The sequence below is a fragment of the Streptomyces sp. TSRI0107 genome (assembly GCF_001905845.1).
Lineage (GTDB): Bacteria > Actinomycetota > Actinomycetes > Streptomycetales > Streptomycetaceae > Streptomyces.
This window is the reverse complement of record NZ_LIVZ01000004.1, coordinates 295,835-310,391: the sequence shown is the minus strand read 5'-3', so window position 1 is coordinate 310,391 and position 14,557 is coordinate 295,835. Positions and strand designations below refer to the sequence as shown.

General features: G+C 72.8%; 13 protein-coding genes. 7 read left to right on the top strand and 6 right to left on the bottom strand.

What is annotated here, in order from left to right:
• Positions 1–67 precede the first annotated feature (67 nt).
• From AMK31_RS11765 to AMK31_RS11745, 4 genes are all read left to right on the top strand, one after another.
• On the top strand, positions 68–685 hold the full coding sequence (locus AMK31_RS11765) for an RNA polymerase sigma factor (protein ID WP_073940410.1): 618 nt from the start codon (positions 68–70) through the stop codon (positions 683–685).
• 75 nt (positions 686–760) lie between these two features.
• The gene (locus AMK31_RS11760; RefSeq protein ID WP_107468587.1) at positions 761–1,588 is read left to right on the top strand and encodes a hypothetical protein; all 828 of its coding nucleotides are present in this window, start codon (positions 761–763) and stop codon (positions 1,586–1,588) included.
• Positions 1,589–2,167: 579 nt separating this feature from the next.
• Positions 2,168–2,839 carry an RNA polymerase sigma factor gene (locus tag AMK31_RS11750; protein ID WP_073940408.1) on the top strand — a complete coding sequence of 224 codons (672 nt, stop codon included), beginning with the start codon at positions 2,168–2,170 and terminating at the stop codon, positions 2,837–2,839.
• Positions 2,839–3,954: a hypothetical protein gene (locus AMK31_RS11745; RefSeq protein WP_073940407.1), complete on the top strand. Its 1,116-nt coding sequence runs from the start codon at positions 2,839–2,841 to the stop codon at positions 3,952–3,954. Before AMK31_RS11750 ends, AMK31_RS11745 begins: the two co-directional genes overlap by 1 nt.
• A gap of 225 nt (positions 3,955–4,179) precedes the next feature.
• Here the strand turns inward: AMK31_RS11745 and AMK31_RS11740 are convergent, their stop codons facing one another.
• The gene (locus tag AMK31_RS11740) at positions 4,180–5,052 is read right to left on the bottom strand and encodes a L,D-transpeptidase family protein (RefSeq protein ID WP_073940406.1); all 873 of its coding nucleotides are present in this window, start codon (positions 5,050–5,052) and stop codon (positions 4,180–4,182) included.
• 141 nt (positions 5,053–5,193) lie between these two features.
• Between AMK31_RS11740 and AMK31_RS11735 the strand changes: the two genes are divergently transcribed.
• Together AMK31_RS11735 and leuE are read left to right on the top strand one after the other, a co-directional pair.
• Positions 5,194–6,774 (top strand): acyl-CoA mutase large subunit family protein, encoded by a 1,581-nt coding sequence (locus AMK31_RS11735; protein ID WP_073940405.1) that lies wholly within the window; start codon positions 5,194–5,196, stop codon positions 6,772–6,774.
• A gap of 184 nt (positions 6,775–6,958) precedes the next feature.
• Positions 6,959–7,615 carry a leucine efflux protein LeuE gene (gene leuE, locus AMK31_RS11730; protein WP_073940404.1) on the top strand — a complete coding sequence of 219 codons (657 nt, stop codon included), beginning with the start codon at positions 6,959–6,961 and terminating at the stop codon, positions 7,613–7,615.
• 22 nt (positions 7,616–7,637) lie between these two features.
• On the opposite strand, the gene AMK31_RS11725 is transcribed toward leuE, so the two are convergent.
• Positions 7,638–9,053: an FAD-dependent oxidoreductase gene (locus AMK31_RS11725; RefSeq protein WP_073940403.1), complete on the bottom strand. Its 1,416-nt coding sequence runs from the start codon at positions 9,051–9,053 to the stop codon at positions 7,638–7,640.
• 95 nt (positions 9,054–9,148) lie between these two features.
• Here AMK31_RS11725 and AMK31_RS11720 point away from each other — a divergent pair, with 95 nt between their 5' ends.
• Positions 9,149–9,802: a TetR/AcrR family transcriptional regulator C-terminal domain-containing protein gene (locus AMK31_RS11720; RefSeq protein ID WP_073940402.1), complete on the top strand. Its 654-nt coding sequence runs from the start codon at positions 9,149–9,151 to the stop codon at positions 9,800–9,802.
• 105 nt (positions 9,803–9,907) lie between these two features.
• Here AMK31_RS11720 and AMK31_RS11715 read toward each other — a convergent pair whose 3' ends face one another.
• The 4 genes from AMK31_RS11715 to AMK31_RS11700 form a co-directional block, all read right to left on the bottom strand.
• Positions 9,908–10,837 carry a class I SAM-dependent methyltransferase gene (locus tag AMK31_RS11715; RefSeq protein ID WP_073940401.1) on the bottom strand — a complete coding sequence of 310 codons (930 nt, stop codon included), beginning with the start codon at positions 10,835–10,837 and terminating at the stop codon, positions 9,908–9,910.
• Positions 10,838–10,971: 134 nt separating this feature from the next.
• Positions 10,972–12,072: an acyltransferase gene (locus AMK31_RS11710; RefSeq protein ID WP_073940400.1), complete on the bottom strand. Its 1,101-nt coding sequence runs from the start codon at positions 12,070–12,072 to the stop codon at positions 10,972–10,974.
• 53 nt (positions 12,073–12,125) lie between these two features.
• Positions 12,126–13,481, bottom strand: a complete 1,356-nt coding sequence (locus AMK31_RS11705) for a polysialyltransferase family glycosyltransferase (protein WP_073940399.1) — start codon at positions 13,479–13,481, stop codon at positions 12,126–12,128.
• 3 nt (positions 13,482–13,484) lie between these two features.
• On the bottom strand, positions 13,485–14,450 hold the full coding sequence (locus AMK31_RS11700; protein ID WP_073940398.1) for a glycosyltransferase family 2 protein: 966 nt from the start codon (positions 14,448–14,450) through the stop codon (positions 13,485–13,487).
• Positions 14,451–14,557 lie beyond the last annotated feature (107 nt).

Below are 14,557 nucleotides of genomic sequence, written 5' to 3'. Positions count from 1 at the left end.
GGTGGACGAGGGCGGCCGGGTTCCCCGGTGCGGATCCGCCACGACCGGTAAAGGGCGAGGACAGTTCTTGGGCCAGGCAGGGGAACCCCGCCGCACACAGGCGTACGACGGGGAACTGGGCGCGGCCGTCGCGCGGGCCCAGGACGGTGACGAGGCCGCCTTCGCGGTCGTCTACCGGCTGGTGCAGCCGGGGCTGCTCGGCTACCTGCGCGGCATGGTCGGCGACGACGCCGAGGACGTGGCGTCCGACGCCTGGCTGGAGATCGCCCGCGACCTCCGGCGGTTCAAGGGGGACGGAGCCGGCTTCCGGGGCTGGAGCGCCACCATCGCCCGGCACCGGGCGCTGGACCACCTGCGCCGGCAGCGGGTACGGCCCCGCGCGTCGGCGCTGGAACAGGACGTGCTGGACCTGCCCGGCCCGCACACCACCCACGACCAGGCCCTGGAGTCCATCTCCACCGAGCAGGCCCTGGAACTGGTCCGCGCGCTGCCGCGGGAGCAGGCCGAGGCCGTGCTGCTGAGGGTCGTCGTCGGCCTCGACGGGCCCGCCGCCGCGCGCGTCCTCGGCAAGCGGCCCGGCGCGGTGCGCACCGCCGCCTACCGGGGGCTGAAGCGGCTGGCCGGGCAGCTGGCCGACCGGGGTGTGACGGATGTCGGCCGCGGGACGCTGGGTGAGTCGAAATGAACAGTGACGACGACGGCGAGGGCGACAGATCCGGCCGCGCGGGTCGCAGAGGTCGGACGGGACGGGAAAACGGACATGGGTGAACGGCTCAGCGGTGACGGAGCCCCCGACCGTCTGCACACGCATTACCCCGGCACCTCCGCGTCCGGCCCGCTGGACGAGGACACCGGCCGTCTGGAGGCGTGGCTCGCCGCCACGATGCGTACGAACGGTGTGGACGCCGAGGCCGAGGGGCGGGCCGTGGCCGCGTTCCGGGCCGCCCGGGAGGCCGGCGCCCGGCGCCCCCGCACCCGGCGCCGCGACGACTGGCGGCCCCGCACCCGGCCCGGACTCGCGCGCTCGGCGAAGGCGGCGCTGTCGCTGTTCGCCGTGAGTCTCACGCTGGGCGGTGTCGCGGTCGCGGCGATCGGCTCGGCCGGCTCCCCCGGTCGGGACACCGCCGACGAGCACCGCCGCACCACCCCGTCCCACAGCGCTCGCTCCCAGCCCGCCGACCCGACGGCCGGCCGGCCCTCCGCCCGGCCGTCGGTCCCGGCGTCCGGCACCGGACCGGCCCGCCCGGACCGTCCGAGCGCCGCCGCTGACACCGAGGCCCACTGCCGGGCCTTCGAGCAGGTCGGGGGGCGCGGCAAAGCCCTGGACGCGACGGCCTGGCAGCGGCTGGTCGCGGCGGCGGGCGGCGCGGAGAAGGTCGCCGCGTACTGCGCGGCGCTGGGTGAGGACGCCCGGACGAACCCGGACGAGCGGGGCGGGCCGGACGGGACGGACGGGACGGGAGCGAACGCGGGCCGGTCCGCGCCCCCTGGTGACCAGGCGAAGCCGGACGAGCAGGGTGAACAAGGCGAGCAGGCAGGGCAGAGCGAGAAGAACGAGCCCGGGCAGGCGAAGGGCAAGAAGGAGTAGGCCGGGCGGGTGACTCCTCGCCGCGGGGCTCCGCCGGTGCAGCCTAGGCTCTGTCGTTTGGATCAGCCCGGTTGTGAGGGACGGTGCGTCCTGGCCGAGTCGAGCGGGGTCTGGTGCGTGCAGCTGCAAGGCGGAGGAGGGAGTCGACGCGGCGCGTCGGCGACTGACGACAACGCGGCAGATGTGCGTGCCAGATCCTGCGACGCCGGGATGATCCAGACGACAGGGCCTAGGCAACGGCCGGGGCCGCCACCCCCCACAGGAGAGGCCCCGGCCGTCGCGCGGCACGGGCCGCGCGGCGACCCGTACTTCCTACAGCGCCACGGATGCGTTTTCTGTCACACCCGGGCCGCCCTCAGGGCCGTATCCCGGCGTCGTCCCAGCTCCCGCGCCCGTGGGCAACCATCGAGTCACGAGTTAGTTGCATCTTCTACCGACCTTCTGAGGGCGTGGACGGGGAGCGGTTTCACGCCGTAACGTGCCATTCGCGCCGGGCCGCGGACAGATGGAAGACGGACAGAGCGAGACGTGGCAGACGCCCGCGCGAAAGCGGCGCCGGTGTGGCGCAGAGGGAGTGCGGTGCTGGGGGACGACGCGGAGCTGACGGCCGCGGTGCTTGCGGCACAGGACGGGGACGAGACCGCGTTCCGTACTGTGTACCGCGCGGTGCACCCGCGGCTGCTCGGATACGTACGGACGCTGGTCGGCGAACCCGACGCCGAGGACGTGGCGTCCGAGGCCTGGCTGCAGATCGCCCGGGACCTCGAACGGTTCAGCGGGGACGCGGACCGCTTCCGCGGCTGGGCCGCCCGCATCGCCCGCAACCGCGCCCTGGACCACATACGCATGCGCGGCCGCCGCCCCGCGATAGGCGGCGACGAGACGGAACTGACGGGGAAGGCCGCCGAGTCCGACACCGCCGGCGAGGCCATAGAGGCGCTGACCACCGACCGCACGCTCTCCCTGATAGCCCGCCTCCCGCAGGACCAGGCCGAGGCCGTCGTGCTGCGCGTGGTCGTCGGCCTGGACGCCAACACCGCCGCCGAGACGCTCGGCAAGCGGGCCGGCGCGGTACGGACGGCGGCGCACCGCGGGCTGAAGCGGCTGGCCGAACTCCTCGGCGACCCGAGCGGCGATCCGGAATCGGCCGGGGTGCTCGACGCCCTGCCGCCCCAGCGAGAACCGCGCGGCCGCGCGGTGACGTCCGCGAGTGTGACGCATACGCGCGCGCGGACGCAGAAGGACATGTGATGGCCGACGAGCAGTACCCGTGGCTGGACCGTGAGACGGTGGAGCGTCTGCTGAGCGGCGAGTCACCGGGCACTGCCGACGCCGACGCCCGCATCCAGGCCGAGCGGCTCGCCCAAGCACTCGGCGCGCTCGCCGCCACACCCCCGCCGACCAGCGACGAACTCCCCGGCGAGGCCGCCGCGCTGGCCGCCTTCCGCAAGGCCCGGGACCAGCGCGAGGAGCACGCCGAAGCACCCGCCACCGCCGCCGGACCCGCCCGCGGCGACCTGTCCGACGCGGGGCTGTTCCGCATCGGCGCCCGCCAGGACGACCGTACGACGACCGGCCGCGGCGCCCGCCGGCACCGCCCCCTGCGTCTGGCGCTGGCCGCCGCCCTGGCCGCCGGCATGATCGGCGGGGTGGCGTTCGCGGCCGGAACCGGAGTGCTGCCGACGCCGTTCGACGAGGCCGAACCGGCCCCCGGCGCCTCGGTGTCGGCCGCCGCCACCCCGAACCGCCCGCTGATCACGCCGTCCCCGGAAGGCACCCACGGCGGTACGTCCGGCCTGGCCACCCCCGACGTGGGCGAGCCGTCGGGGGAGGCGCCCGAGCGGGAACCGGAGGCCGGCCGGGACGGCGAGGACCGGGCCACGCCCCCTTCGGACGACGGTGACTCCGGCCGCTCGTGGACCGGGCTCGCCGCGGCCTGCCGTGCCGTGCGCGACGGCCGGGGCCTGGACGCCGACCGCAGACGCGCCCTGGAGGAGGTGGCGGGCGGCTCCGGGCGGGTGACGCGGTACTGCGAGAGCGTCCTGCGGCACGCCCCCGGCGGGGCCGACGCCGGCAAGGGCAACGGCAAGGGCGACGACAACGGCAAGGGCACCGGCAAGGACGAGGGCAAGGGCAACGGCAACGGCGGCGGCAACGGCCAGGGCCACGGGACCGGCGACAACGGCAACGGCAACGGCCAGGGTGACAACGACGACGACGGCCACGGCATAGCCCGCCCCGGCGGACACGGTCACGACGGCGACGGCGACGGCGACGGCCCGGGCGACGACGACCGCCGGGAGCGCCCCGGCCGGGCGTCCCTCTCGCCGCGCCCCTCCTTCACGCCGCCGTACACCACCGGCTGACAGCACCGGCCGGCACCATCTGGCAACCGGGCCTGACCTGCGATTTTGTGTTTCGCTCAACTTTTTTTCGCGAAGGTGTGACGTTTTCTGCCGCCTCGGCGCAGTACAGAGTGAGCCGACTGGTCATCGGCTGTTGCACCGAGCCGGGGTTCCCCCCGTACCCGCGGCTCGTGCACCTGGCGCGGGCGGGACACGTTCCCCCGGTCCCGCCCGCGCCCCGCATCCTCACCAGTGGACGACGACCTTGTCGCCGGTCCGCACCTCCTCGAACAGCTCCGCGATCGCCGCCTCGTCCCGTACGTTGACGCAGCCGTGCGAGGCGCCCGCGTAGCCGCGTGCGGCGAAGTCGGAGGAGTAGTGCACCGCCTGCCCGCCGCTGAAGAACATGGCGTACGGCATCGGCGAGTCGTAGAGCGTGGAGTGGTGGTGGCGGGACTTCCAGTAGACCTGGAACTCGCCCTCGCGGGTCGGGGTGTACTCCGAGCCGAACCGCACCGGCAGCGTCGACACCGTCCGCCCGTCGATCATCCAGCGCATCGTGCGGCTCGACTTGCTGATGCAGAGCACCCGCCCGGACAGACAGCGCGGGTCGGGCGCGTCGGCGGGCTGCCCGCCCATCAGATACAGCTCCCACTGCCCCGGTTCACGGGTCATGTCCAGCAGCCGCTGCCAGGTGACGGTGTCCGTCTCGCCGGTCCGCGGCAGTCCGCGCTTGCCCTGGAAGCCGCTGACGGCCTGCTCGGTCAGATCGTCGTACGTCCCTGTCGGGCCGTCGTACAGCCAGGCGACCTGCCGGAGTCTGGCTTGGAGCTCGCGGACGCCGGGCCCGGTGTCGCCGGGGGACCACAGCACCCGGGGCGGGGGCGCCGGCGCGGCGGGCGCGGTGCTCGGCTTGTCGTCCTCGGGAACGGCGGGCGCCGGGGTGGAGCGGGCCGGGGCGGACGGCGCCGGGGTGGCCGGGGCGGTGCCGGTCACCTCCACGTGCACGGGCCCGCGCGGACCGCCGTCGGCGTCCACCGCCTGTGCCGTGCAGCCGCCCACCGTCAGCAGCGCCGCCAGCGCGGCGACCGCCCGTGCCCCACCCGTCGTACCGCGCATGACAGCCCCCCTGTCGTCGCACCGCCGTGCCCCGCGCACCGCACTGGTGTCACCTGAGATGTTCCCCGCGCGTGACGGGTTGCGAACGGCGCGGCATCGTTGTGAGGAAGGTCCCAGTACGCGGAAGCGCGGAGGCACGCCATGGCACGCGAGTCGGAGTCCGGACTGCCCATCGAGCCGGTTTACGGCCCAGAGGCGCTGGAGGGCTGGGACCCGGCGGAGAAGCTGGGGGAGCCGGGCGCCTATCCCTTCACACGCGGCGTGTACCCGTCGATGTACACGGGCCGCCCCTGGACGATGCGGCAGTACGCGGGGTTCGGCACGGCGGCGGAGTCCAACGCCCGCTACCGGCAGCTGATCGCCCACGGCACCACGGGTCTGTCCGTCGCGTTCGACCTGCCCACCCAGATGGGCCACGACTCCGACGCGCCGATCGCGCACGGCGAGGTCGGCAAGGTGGGCGTGGCGATCGACTCCATCGACGACATGCGGGTGCTGTTCGGCGGGATCCCGCTGGACAAGGTGTCCACGTCGATGACGATCAACGCCCCGGCGGCGCTGCTGCTCCTGCTCTACCAGCTGGTGGCCGAGGAGCAGGGCGTCGGCGCGGACCAGCTGACCGGCACGATCCAGAACGACGTGCTGAAGGAGTACATCGCGCGCGGCACGTACATCTTCCCGCCCAAGCCCTCCCTCCGGCTGATCGCCGACATCTTCAAGTACTGCAAGGCCGAGATCCCGAAGTGGAACACCATCTCGATCTCCGGGTACCACATGGCGGAGGCGGGCGCGTCCCCCGCGCAGGAGATCGCGTTCACGCTGGCGGACGGCATCGAGTACGTGCGCACGGCGGTCGCGGCGGGCATGGACGTGGACGACTTCGCGCCCCGCCTGTCCTTCTTCTTCGTGGCCCGTACGACGCTCCTGGAGGAGGTCGCCAAGTTCCGCGCCGCCCGCCGCATCTGGGCGCGGGTGATGAAGGAGGAGTTCGGCGCGCGCGACCCCAAGTCGCTGATGCTGCGCTTCCACACGCAGACCGCCGGTGTGCAGCTGACCGCGCAGCAGCCCGAGGTCAACCTGGTGCGGGTCGCCGTCCAGGGCCTGGCCGCCGTCCTCGGCGGCACCCAGTCCCTGCACACCAACTCCTTCGACGAGGCGATCGCCCTGCCCACGGACAAGAGCGCCCGTCTGGCGCTGCGCACCCAGCAGGTGCTGGCCCACGAGACCGACGTGACGGCGACCGTCGACCCCTTCGCGGGCTCCTACGTCGTCGAGAGGATGACCGACGACGTCGAGGCGGCGGCGCTGGAGCTGATGCGGAAGGTCGAGGACCTGGGCGGTGCCGTCGCCGCCATCGAGCACGGCTTCCAGAAGAACGAGATCGAGCGCAACGCCTACCGGATCGCCCAGGAGACCGACTCCGGCGAGCGGGTCGTCGTCGGCGTCAACCGCTTCCGGCTCGACGAGGAGGAGCCCTACGAGCCGCTGCGCGTCGACCCCGCGATCGAGGCCCAGCAGGTCGAACGCCTGGGCAGGCTCCGCGCGGAACGCGACCGGCAGGCGGTGGACACCGCCCTCACCGCCCTGAGGAAGGCCGCCGAGGGGCAGGACAACGTCCTGTACCCGATGAAGGACGCGCTGCGGGCGCGGGCGACGGTGGGGGAGGTGTGCGGGGCGTTGCGGGAGGTTTGGGGGGTGTATGTGCCGGCGGATGTGTTCTGAGCTGGGTCGACGGCAAATACCCCGCCCCCGTCCGCCACAAGCGAGGCGAAAGCGTCCCCGTTCCCGAGTCCGTCGGAGTCACCCTCGACCTCCCCGTGGACACCCTCCTCGACGGCGACGACTGACCGTCCCACTCCCTGAGACCCGGGGTGGAGTGTCGTACCCCCGTGCGACACTCCTTGTCATGTTCGGCGTCATCGACCTCCCCACCTACCTGGCAGGCCTCGTCCTGATCGTCCTGCTCCCCGGGCCCAACTCGCTCTACGTGCTGTCCGTCGCCGCCCGCAAGGGCATCCGAACCGGTTACGCGGCGGCGGCCGGGGTGTTCACGGGGGACGCGATCCTGATGACGCTGGCGGCGCTCGGCGCGGCCTCGGTGCTCACGACGACGCCGCTGCTGTTCCTGGTGGTGAAGTACGCCGGTGCCGCGTATCTGGCGTGGATGGCGTACGGCATGCTGCGCTCCGCGTGGGCCATGTGGAAGGCGCGGGGGCAGCGGACCGAGGCGGCGGCCGTCACGCCCGTCGCGGAGTCCGCCGGGGAACACCCGTACCGCCGCGCCCTGGTGGTCTCCCTGCTCAACCCGAAGGCGATCCTGTTCCTGATCTCCTTCTTCGTGCAGTTCGTCGACCCGGACTACGCCTACCCCGCGCTCTCCTTCGTCGTCCTCGGCGCGCTGCTCCAGACGGCGAGCTTCCTCTATCTCTCGCTGCTGATCTTCGGCGGCACCCGCCTGGCCGACGCGTTCCGCCGCAGGCGGCGGCTGGCGGCGGGGGCCACCTCGGCCGCGGGGGCGCTCTTCCTGGGCTTCGCGGTGAAGCTGTCCGTGGCGAGCGCCTGACCCTGCCGCCCGCCCCCTGCCGCTACCGCGCGAGGCCCATCCGTGCCGCGTACTCCGGCAGGCCCGCCGCCGTGTCCCCGGCCCAGCCGACGTAACCGTCGGGGCGGACCAGGAACACCCCGGTCCCGTAGGGGGCGTACGCGGGGATCCGTACGACGGGCGCCCCGAGCGGGGGCAGTCCGGTGTCCGTGCCCACGGTGAGCAGCGTCCAGTGCGGCCCCCGGAATGCGTCGAACAGCCGTACGCCGTCCCGGGTGCCGTCGGGCGCGCGGTCCCCGGCGCGCAGCGCGCCCGGTGCCTGCCGGGTCTCCCGGGTGAGTGCCGACTCCCGGTAGCCGATCCCGAGTTGCCGGGTCGCGTCCCCGCGTCGTTCCTCCCCGCGGTGCACCCGGGTGGACAGGCCCAGCATGTCGGCGGCGACCGGGCGCCGTTCCGCCTCGTACGTGTCGAGCAGGCCCGCGTCCACCCCGTCCCGCAGCACCGCGCCCAGCTTCCACCCCAGGTTGTACGCGTCCTGCACGCTGGTGTTCAGGCCCTGGCCGCCGGCCGGCGAGTGCACGTGCGCGGCGTCCCCCGCGAGGAACACCCGCCCGGCCCGGAAGCGGTCCGCCAGCGCCGCGCGCGGCCGGAAGTCCGACGCCCAGCGCACCTCGGTCACCGCCTCGGGGGCGAGGTGGGAGCGGGCGGCGATCACCTTGCGCACGCCGTCCGGGGAGACGTCCACCGTGCCGCCCTCCGGGAAGCGGGCCATCACCTGGAAGTCCTCGGTCCCCGCGAGCGGGCAGACGGCGAGGAAGCCGTCGTCGTCCCCGCGCGGCGGGAAGATGTGCCAGTTGTCGCGGTCCAGGCCGGTGATCCGCACGTCCGCCACCAGCATCGGGCCCGGGTCGACGAGCTCGCCGGTCATGCCGATGCCGAGCGCGGCGCGCACGGCGGACCGACCGCCGTCGGCGGCCACGACGTACCGGGCCCGCAGTACGGAACCGTCGGCGAAGCGGGCCGTGACGCCCTCCGCTTCCTGGGCGATGCCGGTCAGCTCCCGGCCGAACGCCACGCGCCCGCCCAGTTCGGCGAGCCGCGCCCGCAGGATCTCCTGGGTGCGCCACTGCGGCACCATCCACCCCTCCGCGTACGGCGCGTCCTCGGTCGGCTCGACCGGGTCGAACATCCGGTGCTCGCCCACCTTCGCGCCGTCCTGCCAGATCGCCCCGACCGGGTACGTGCCGCCCGCCGCGCGGATCGCGCCGAGGACGCCCAGGTCGTCGAAGACCTCCATGGTGCGGGGCTGGAGGCCCTTGCCCCGCGAGCCGGGGAACAGGCCTTCGGCCCGCTCGACGAGGAGCGCGTCGACGCCGCGCCGGGCGAGGTCGATGCCCAGGGTGAGCCCGGTCGGGCCGGCGCCGACGATCAGGACGTCCGTGTCGACAGCTGTGGTCATGAGGTCTCTCCTTAACGCTGTTAAGTGCGTCTGCCTCCGAGAGTCCCCTTAACGTTGTTAAGTTGTCAAGCGGGCCGCGCGATAAGTTGGCTCCCGTGAGCACGGAACGACGAGCCCCCCTCGACCGCCGCCGCGTCGCGGACGCCGCCCTCGAACTCCTGAACGAGGTCGGTCTTGAGGGCCTGACCCTGCGCGCCATCGCCAAGGAACTCGACGTCAAGGCACCCGCCCTGTACTGGCACTTCAAGGACAAGCAGGCGCTGCTCGACGAGATGGCGACGGAGATGATGCGCCGGATGTCAGCCGAACCGGCCCCCGGCACGGACCCGGCCGACGGCGACTGGCGGGAGACCCTGCTGCTCCGCATGCGCGGCCTGCGCGCCCACCTGCTGCGCTACCGGGACGGCGCCAAGGTCTACGCGGGCACCCGCTTCACGGATCTGTCGTACGCCGAGCCCATGGAGGCCCACCTCCGCGCGCTCGTCCAGGCGGGCTTCACCCCGCGGGCCGCCGCCCGCGCCTGGTTCACCGCGTACAGCTACACCATCGGCTTCGTCATCGAGGAACAGTCGATGGGCCCCGACCCGGCCGACGGAGCCGGGGGATACGACCTCGACGCGCGCGCCGAACGGCTCGCCGACTACCCGCTGGCCGCCGCCAGTGGCCGCGAGTTCTTCCAGAACCGCGACCGGGGCTTCGAGGCCGGGCTGCGCGCGATCGTCGAGGGCGTGGCGGCGACCTTGCTCTGACGCGCCGCCCGCCCGGCCGGCGCGTCCCCGAGTGCCGTGCTCCCGGCCGTGTCGGTCACGCTGACCCCTCGTGCCGTGTCCGCGGAACGTAGCAGGGGCCAAAGATCAGGAAGCCCGCAGATACGCCGAGAGCGCGGCCTTGCCCAGGTAGGTGAAGCGGGTCTCGCCGGTCAGGTGCTTGTCCAGGGCGTCCTTGATGCCGGGCCACTTGGGGTCGCCGTAGTCGTCGAGGACGACCACCGCGCCCGGCGCGGCGATCTGCTCGGCCCACTGCAGGTCGGCGAGGACGCCCTCGGCCGAGTGGTCCCCGTCGACGACGATCACGCCGTAGGAGCGGTCGGAGACGGCCGCGCGGGTCCCGGGGTCCTCGGAGAAGCCGCGCTGGATGCGGGCCGCGGCGCCCGCCGGGCCGGCCAGGGCGAGGTTGGTGCGGACGGCGTGCTCGTCGACCGGGGCGCCGGTGGGGTCGGGGCGCTGCGGGGTGCCGGGCTGGAGCTGCACGCCGGCGAACGGGTCGACGATCGTCAGGCTCGGGCTGCGGCCGGCCCGCTCCATCATCCGGACCAGCCCGGCGGAGAACATGCCGTACAGCGTGCCGATCTCGAGGATCTCGTCGTTCTCCGGCGGGGCGAGCAGCGGGATCGTGCCGAGCTTGCCGCAGATGTTCATGGTGCCGCCGGCGATCCGGCCCACCCCCAGCGACTCCAGCGCCACCAGCAGCCGGAACGCGGTGGCGACATTGCGCTCGGCGGCGTCCCGGTCCCCGGCCAGCGCCGCCACGTCGGCCTGCAGGCGCTCCAGGGGGCCGGAGCTCACGATCCGCGACAGGCCGCGCGCCCGGGACCCGAGCAGGAGGTCGAGGGTGAGCTGGTGCTGCTTCATCAGTTCGACGGCGTCACGCAGCCGTTCCCGCTCGGCCGCGTTCGCCGCCGCGGCCGAGCGGATCCGCCGGTCGATGCGCTGATCGATGAGATCGGCGACCGGCCGGAGCAGACGCCGGGATGCCGGACTGGTGAGCAGGGTGCGCCTTTTCATGGAACCGAGAACCTCAATCCGTCGGAAGTCGAGTCGGAGTGTTGCGGTCCGAGAACTCCAGTCAGGCTAGGTGGGCGGCACCTGACGGGAAGGCGTACGGAGTTGACCGGTCGGTTAACACCTGGCGAACGCGGTCAGCCGAGCAGCCGCCGCAGATTCAGCCTGCCCCACAGCAGACTGGCGGCGAACGACAGCGTCATCACCGTGGCCACCAGGCCGGCCAGCAGCAGCCCCGCCACCGGACCGCTCAGGTCGGGCGAGACCAGCGGCCGGACGATCTCCTCGACGAAGAGCACATGCACCATGTACGCGCCGAGGGCGGCGCCCGCCAGCTTCTTCAGCAGGGGCCGGCGCTTCTCGGGCACCCGGATCCTGCTGATCAGCAGCAGTACGCAGATGCTCATCGCGGCGACGAACAGGTGCGCGTTGGGCATCACGTAGTGGATCTGCGTGTTGTACCAGAGGCTCCCGGCCATCGTGAGCGGCAGCAGCAGCATCAGCGCGCGGCGCCACCGCACGCTGACCCGGGGGAGCGCGAAGAGCAGGGCCCCGCCGACCGCGTACACCAGCGAGTAGGTGCCGAAGCCCCAGGCGACGGTCGGCATCTCGTGGCCCGTGACCTCGGAGACCGTGGTCATGACGCTCGGCAGGACCGCGATGCCGAGCAGGACGGCACCCAGCCGCCAGGGCCGCTGCCCGGCCTTGATGAGCATCGCGAAGGCCAGCAGGATGATGATCGGGATGTAGGTGTACATGAACCACAGGTGGTACGCGGGCTGCACCGAGGCGAAGAGGGAGTCCGTCGCCAGCTCGGTCATCGGCTCGTCGTTGCGGTTCCGCAGCCAGGCCCAGACCAGGTAGATCGCCGTCCACGCGAACAACGGCACGGTGTTACGGACGATCCGCTTCCACATCTTCCCGGTGTCGCGCGGGGGCGCCCCGACCAGAACGGCCCAGCCGGCGATGGCGAAGTACATCGGGACGGCGAACGGGTTGATCGCCTCGGCCACATGCCCGGCCCAGTACGATCCGGCGCCGTCCGACGGGTCGTTCTTCGTCGCGAGGATGAACTGGGCGCCCACGTGCCCCAGCATGATCGTGGCGGAGCAGATCAGCCGCATCAGGTCGATGTCGTAGCGGTGTTCGCGCTGCTGCGCGGACTGCTCGGACTGTGCGGACTGCTCGGACGTGCCCTGTCTCTGCTGCGGCAAGCGTACGGCTGCGTTGTTCGGCACCGCGCACCTTTCCTGAGGGGTGAGCTGGGGAGGTCGAAGCCCGTGGGGGCGGGTCACTTCCGGGCGCCGCCGCGGCGCACCGCCCGGCGTACGACGCGCTTGGCGCGCCGCACCTGGAGCTTCGCGCGCACCTGCGGGCGGCTGCCGGGCAGGCCGAGCTCGGCCAGCCGCAGCTCGGGGAAGTAGTGGCGGGGCGTGTCCGCCAGGTGGTCGCGCAGCCAGGCGGCCGTCGGCTCCCGCAGCTTCTTGTACGCGTCGGGCTGCATGCAGAAGCCGATCGCCCGCACCAGCGGCGACAGGGTCTCGGGGGCCGCGCCGACGACGGCCGGCGTCGCACCGCGCTCCAGGTCGGGCACCACGTGGTCGATCACGGCGAGCGGCACCCGGTTGCTGTTGGGGTACGGCTTCAGACGCTCCATCACCAGCCTGGTCCCCACCCGGCCGACGGGCACGCCGTAGTAGGCGGAGGCGGTCACCATGGCGGTGGAGAAGCAGCCGACGACGAGTTCGGGCTCGGCGTGCCGGTACAGCGTCTCGGCCAGCAGGGGCGCGTCCAGCACGGTGAGCCGGACGCCGGCCTCCGCGGCCGCCTTGCTCAGCGCCGAGGAGTAGCTCGCGGGCGCGGTCGGGTGGGGCTTGAAGACCACGGACCGGTGTCCGGCCCGCGCGGCCCCGGTGAGCATACGGACGTGGAGGTCCTCCTCCTCTTCCGCGCTCAGGATGTCGATCGCCGCCAGGTACTGGCCCAGCAGCACGGCCGTCGGCTTCTCCGCCAGGACCGGCGCGAGCCGCGGGTCGTCCGCCGCGTCCTGGGAGATCTCGTCGAGCACCCGGCGGAACGCCGCGTCCGGGACGACCTCCGACTCGACGCCGTACTCGGACAGCAGCAGCGGGGTGAGGCCGGGTATCAGGTCGAGGTGCAGCAGCCGCCGGATGCGGCACGCGATGGTCAGCGGCAGCTTGTCCCGGGTCGGGCCGTAGCTCATCAGGCCGTCGGCGTACACGTGGATCGCGGCCTCGGAGAAGATCGCCGCCAGCGCGCGGCCCGGGCTGACCTGGATCGACTCGACGGCGAGGTCGATCCGGTCGCGCTCGCCGATGTCCCAGGCGAGCCGGAACGCCCGCTGCCAGATCACCGTGTCGTTCCCCCGCGGGCCCCAACTGCTGGGGTGGTACGGGCGGATCGCCTCGTTCCAGCTGACCACCGTGTCGAACCGGCCGGCTATGCGCTCGTAGCCGTGCATCTCGTCGAGGCGCAGCGCGGTCTCCGGTATCGCGGCGTTGTTGGAGACCAGCAGGATGCGCCGGGCCTCGTCGCGCGGTCCGAACTGGCCCGCGTCGAGCGCCGCGGCGAGCGTGGCCGCCCCGTAGAGGGTCGAGACCTGGAAGATCTGGGTTCTGTGGGGCATGGATCAGGCAGCCTTCCGCCCGTCACGCAGGCGGCTGAGCAACCTGCTCCTGGTGCTGTCGATGGTTCTGAGGGTCTCCTCCAGCGCGTGCTCGGGCATGCGGCGGAGGGCGGCGCTCGACTCGCGCCGCAGCCGCTGGGCCGCCGTGGGCTCGTACTCGTCGGCCTTGCCGATGTGGAAGGCGATCATGGCGCAGTAGGTGCGCACGGCCTTGAGGAGGAAGCGCTCGGACTCCCGGTCGTTCAGGACGTCCCGCAGCAGCGCGTCGTAGGCCGGGATGAAGTCCAGCTGACGGGAGTCCTTGATCTGGGTGAGCGAGGTCGCCACGCCCCGCCGGTAGAAGATCCCGTGCAGGCCGACGGAGGCGTAGGTCCGGGCCTTCAGGTGCAGGCGCCAGATCCACAGCCGGTCCTCGGCGGTGCGGAGTTCGGTGGCGAAGCGCATCCCGCCGTCGTCGAAGAGGTGCCGCCGGTAGACGCCCGCCCAGACGAAGGGATAGTCGACCATCGTCTCCATGTCGGCCGGCGCGATGCCGTCGCGCGGATCCATCACGGTGTCGCGCATCCGGGCGGGGGGACGGCGCAGCACCCGGTCCTTGCCCGTGACCTGGACGTGGTCGGTGCGGGCGAAGTCGCAGCCCAGTTCCTCGATCGCGTCGACGAGCCCGGCCAGGTGGCCGGGCCCGTACCAGTCGTCGCCGTCGAGAAAGGTGATGAACTCCCCGTTCGCCGCGTCGATTCCGCTGTTGCGCGCCTGGGCTATGCCCATGTTCTTCTCGTGCCGGATCACCTTGGCGCCCGGGAGTTTGTCCGTCCAGCGGTCGATCACCCATGGCGTGGAGTCCGTGGAGCAGTCGTCGACGAGCAGGAACTCGAAGTCGTCTTCCGCATTGCCGGCGAGACTCCGCAGCGTGCTCTCGGCAAAGGTCCCCACATTATGCATGGGCACGACAACGGACAGTTTCGGCACAGGGCCCTCTCATGTTCGAAGGGTGTTATTAGAACAGGCTAACCAGGGCCCCGAAGTCGCCGGTGTCGCGCGAGGTGCGGACAGGTGAATTCCGCGCTCGGTAAACG

Excerpts from the sequence above, each read along its gene's own strand:
- AMK31_RS11740 (WP_073940406.1), bottom strand. The coding sequence starts at position 5,052 with ATGCGCGGTACGACGGGTGGGGCACGGGCGGTCGCCGCGCTGGCGGCG.
- AMK31_RS11725 (WP_073940403.1), bottom strand. The coding sequence starts at position 9,053 with ATGACCACAGCTGTCGACACGGACGTCCTGATCGTCGGCGCCGGCCCG.
- leuE (WP_073940404.1), top strand. The coding sequence starts at position 6,959 with ATGTTCGGCGTCATCGACCTCCCCACCTACCTGGCAGGCCTCGTCCTG.
- AMK31_RS11715 (WP_073940401.1), bottom strand. The coding sequence starts at position 10,837 with ATGAAAAGGCGCACCCTGCTCACCAGTCCGGCATCCCGGCGTCTGCTC.
- AMK31_RS11705 (WP_073940399.1), bottom strand. The coding sequence starts at position 13,481 with ATGCCCCACAGAACCCAGATCTTCCAGGTCTCGACCCTCTACGGGGCG.
- AMK31_RS11735 (WP_073940405.1), top strand. The coding sequence starts at position 5,194 with ATGGCACGCGAGTCGGAGTCCGGACTGCCCATCGAGCCGGTTTACGGC.
- AMK31_RS11760 (WP_107468587.1), top strand. The coding sequence starts at position 761 with ATGGGTGAACGGCTCAGCGGTGACGGAGCCCCCGACCGTCTGCACACG.
- AMK31_RS11745 (WP_073940407.1), top strand. The coding sequence starts at position 2,839 with ATGGCCGACGAGCAGTACCCGTGGCTGGACCGTGAGACGGTGGAGCGT.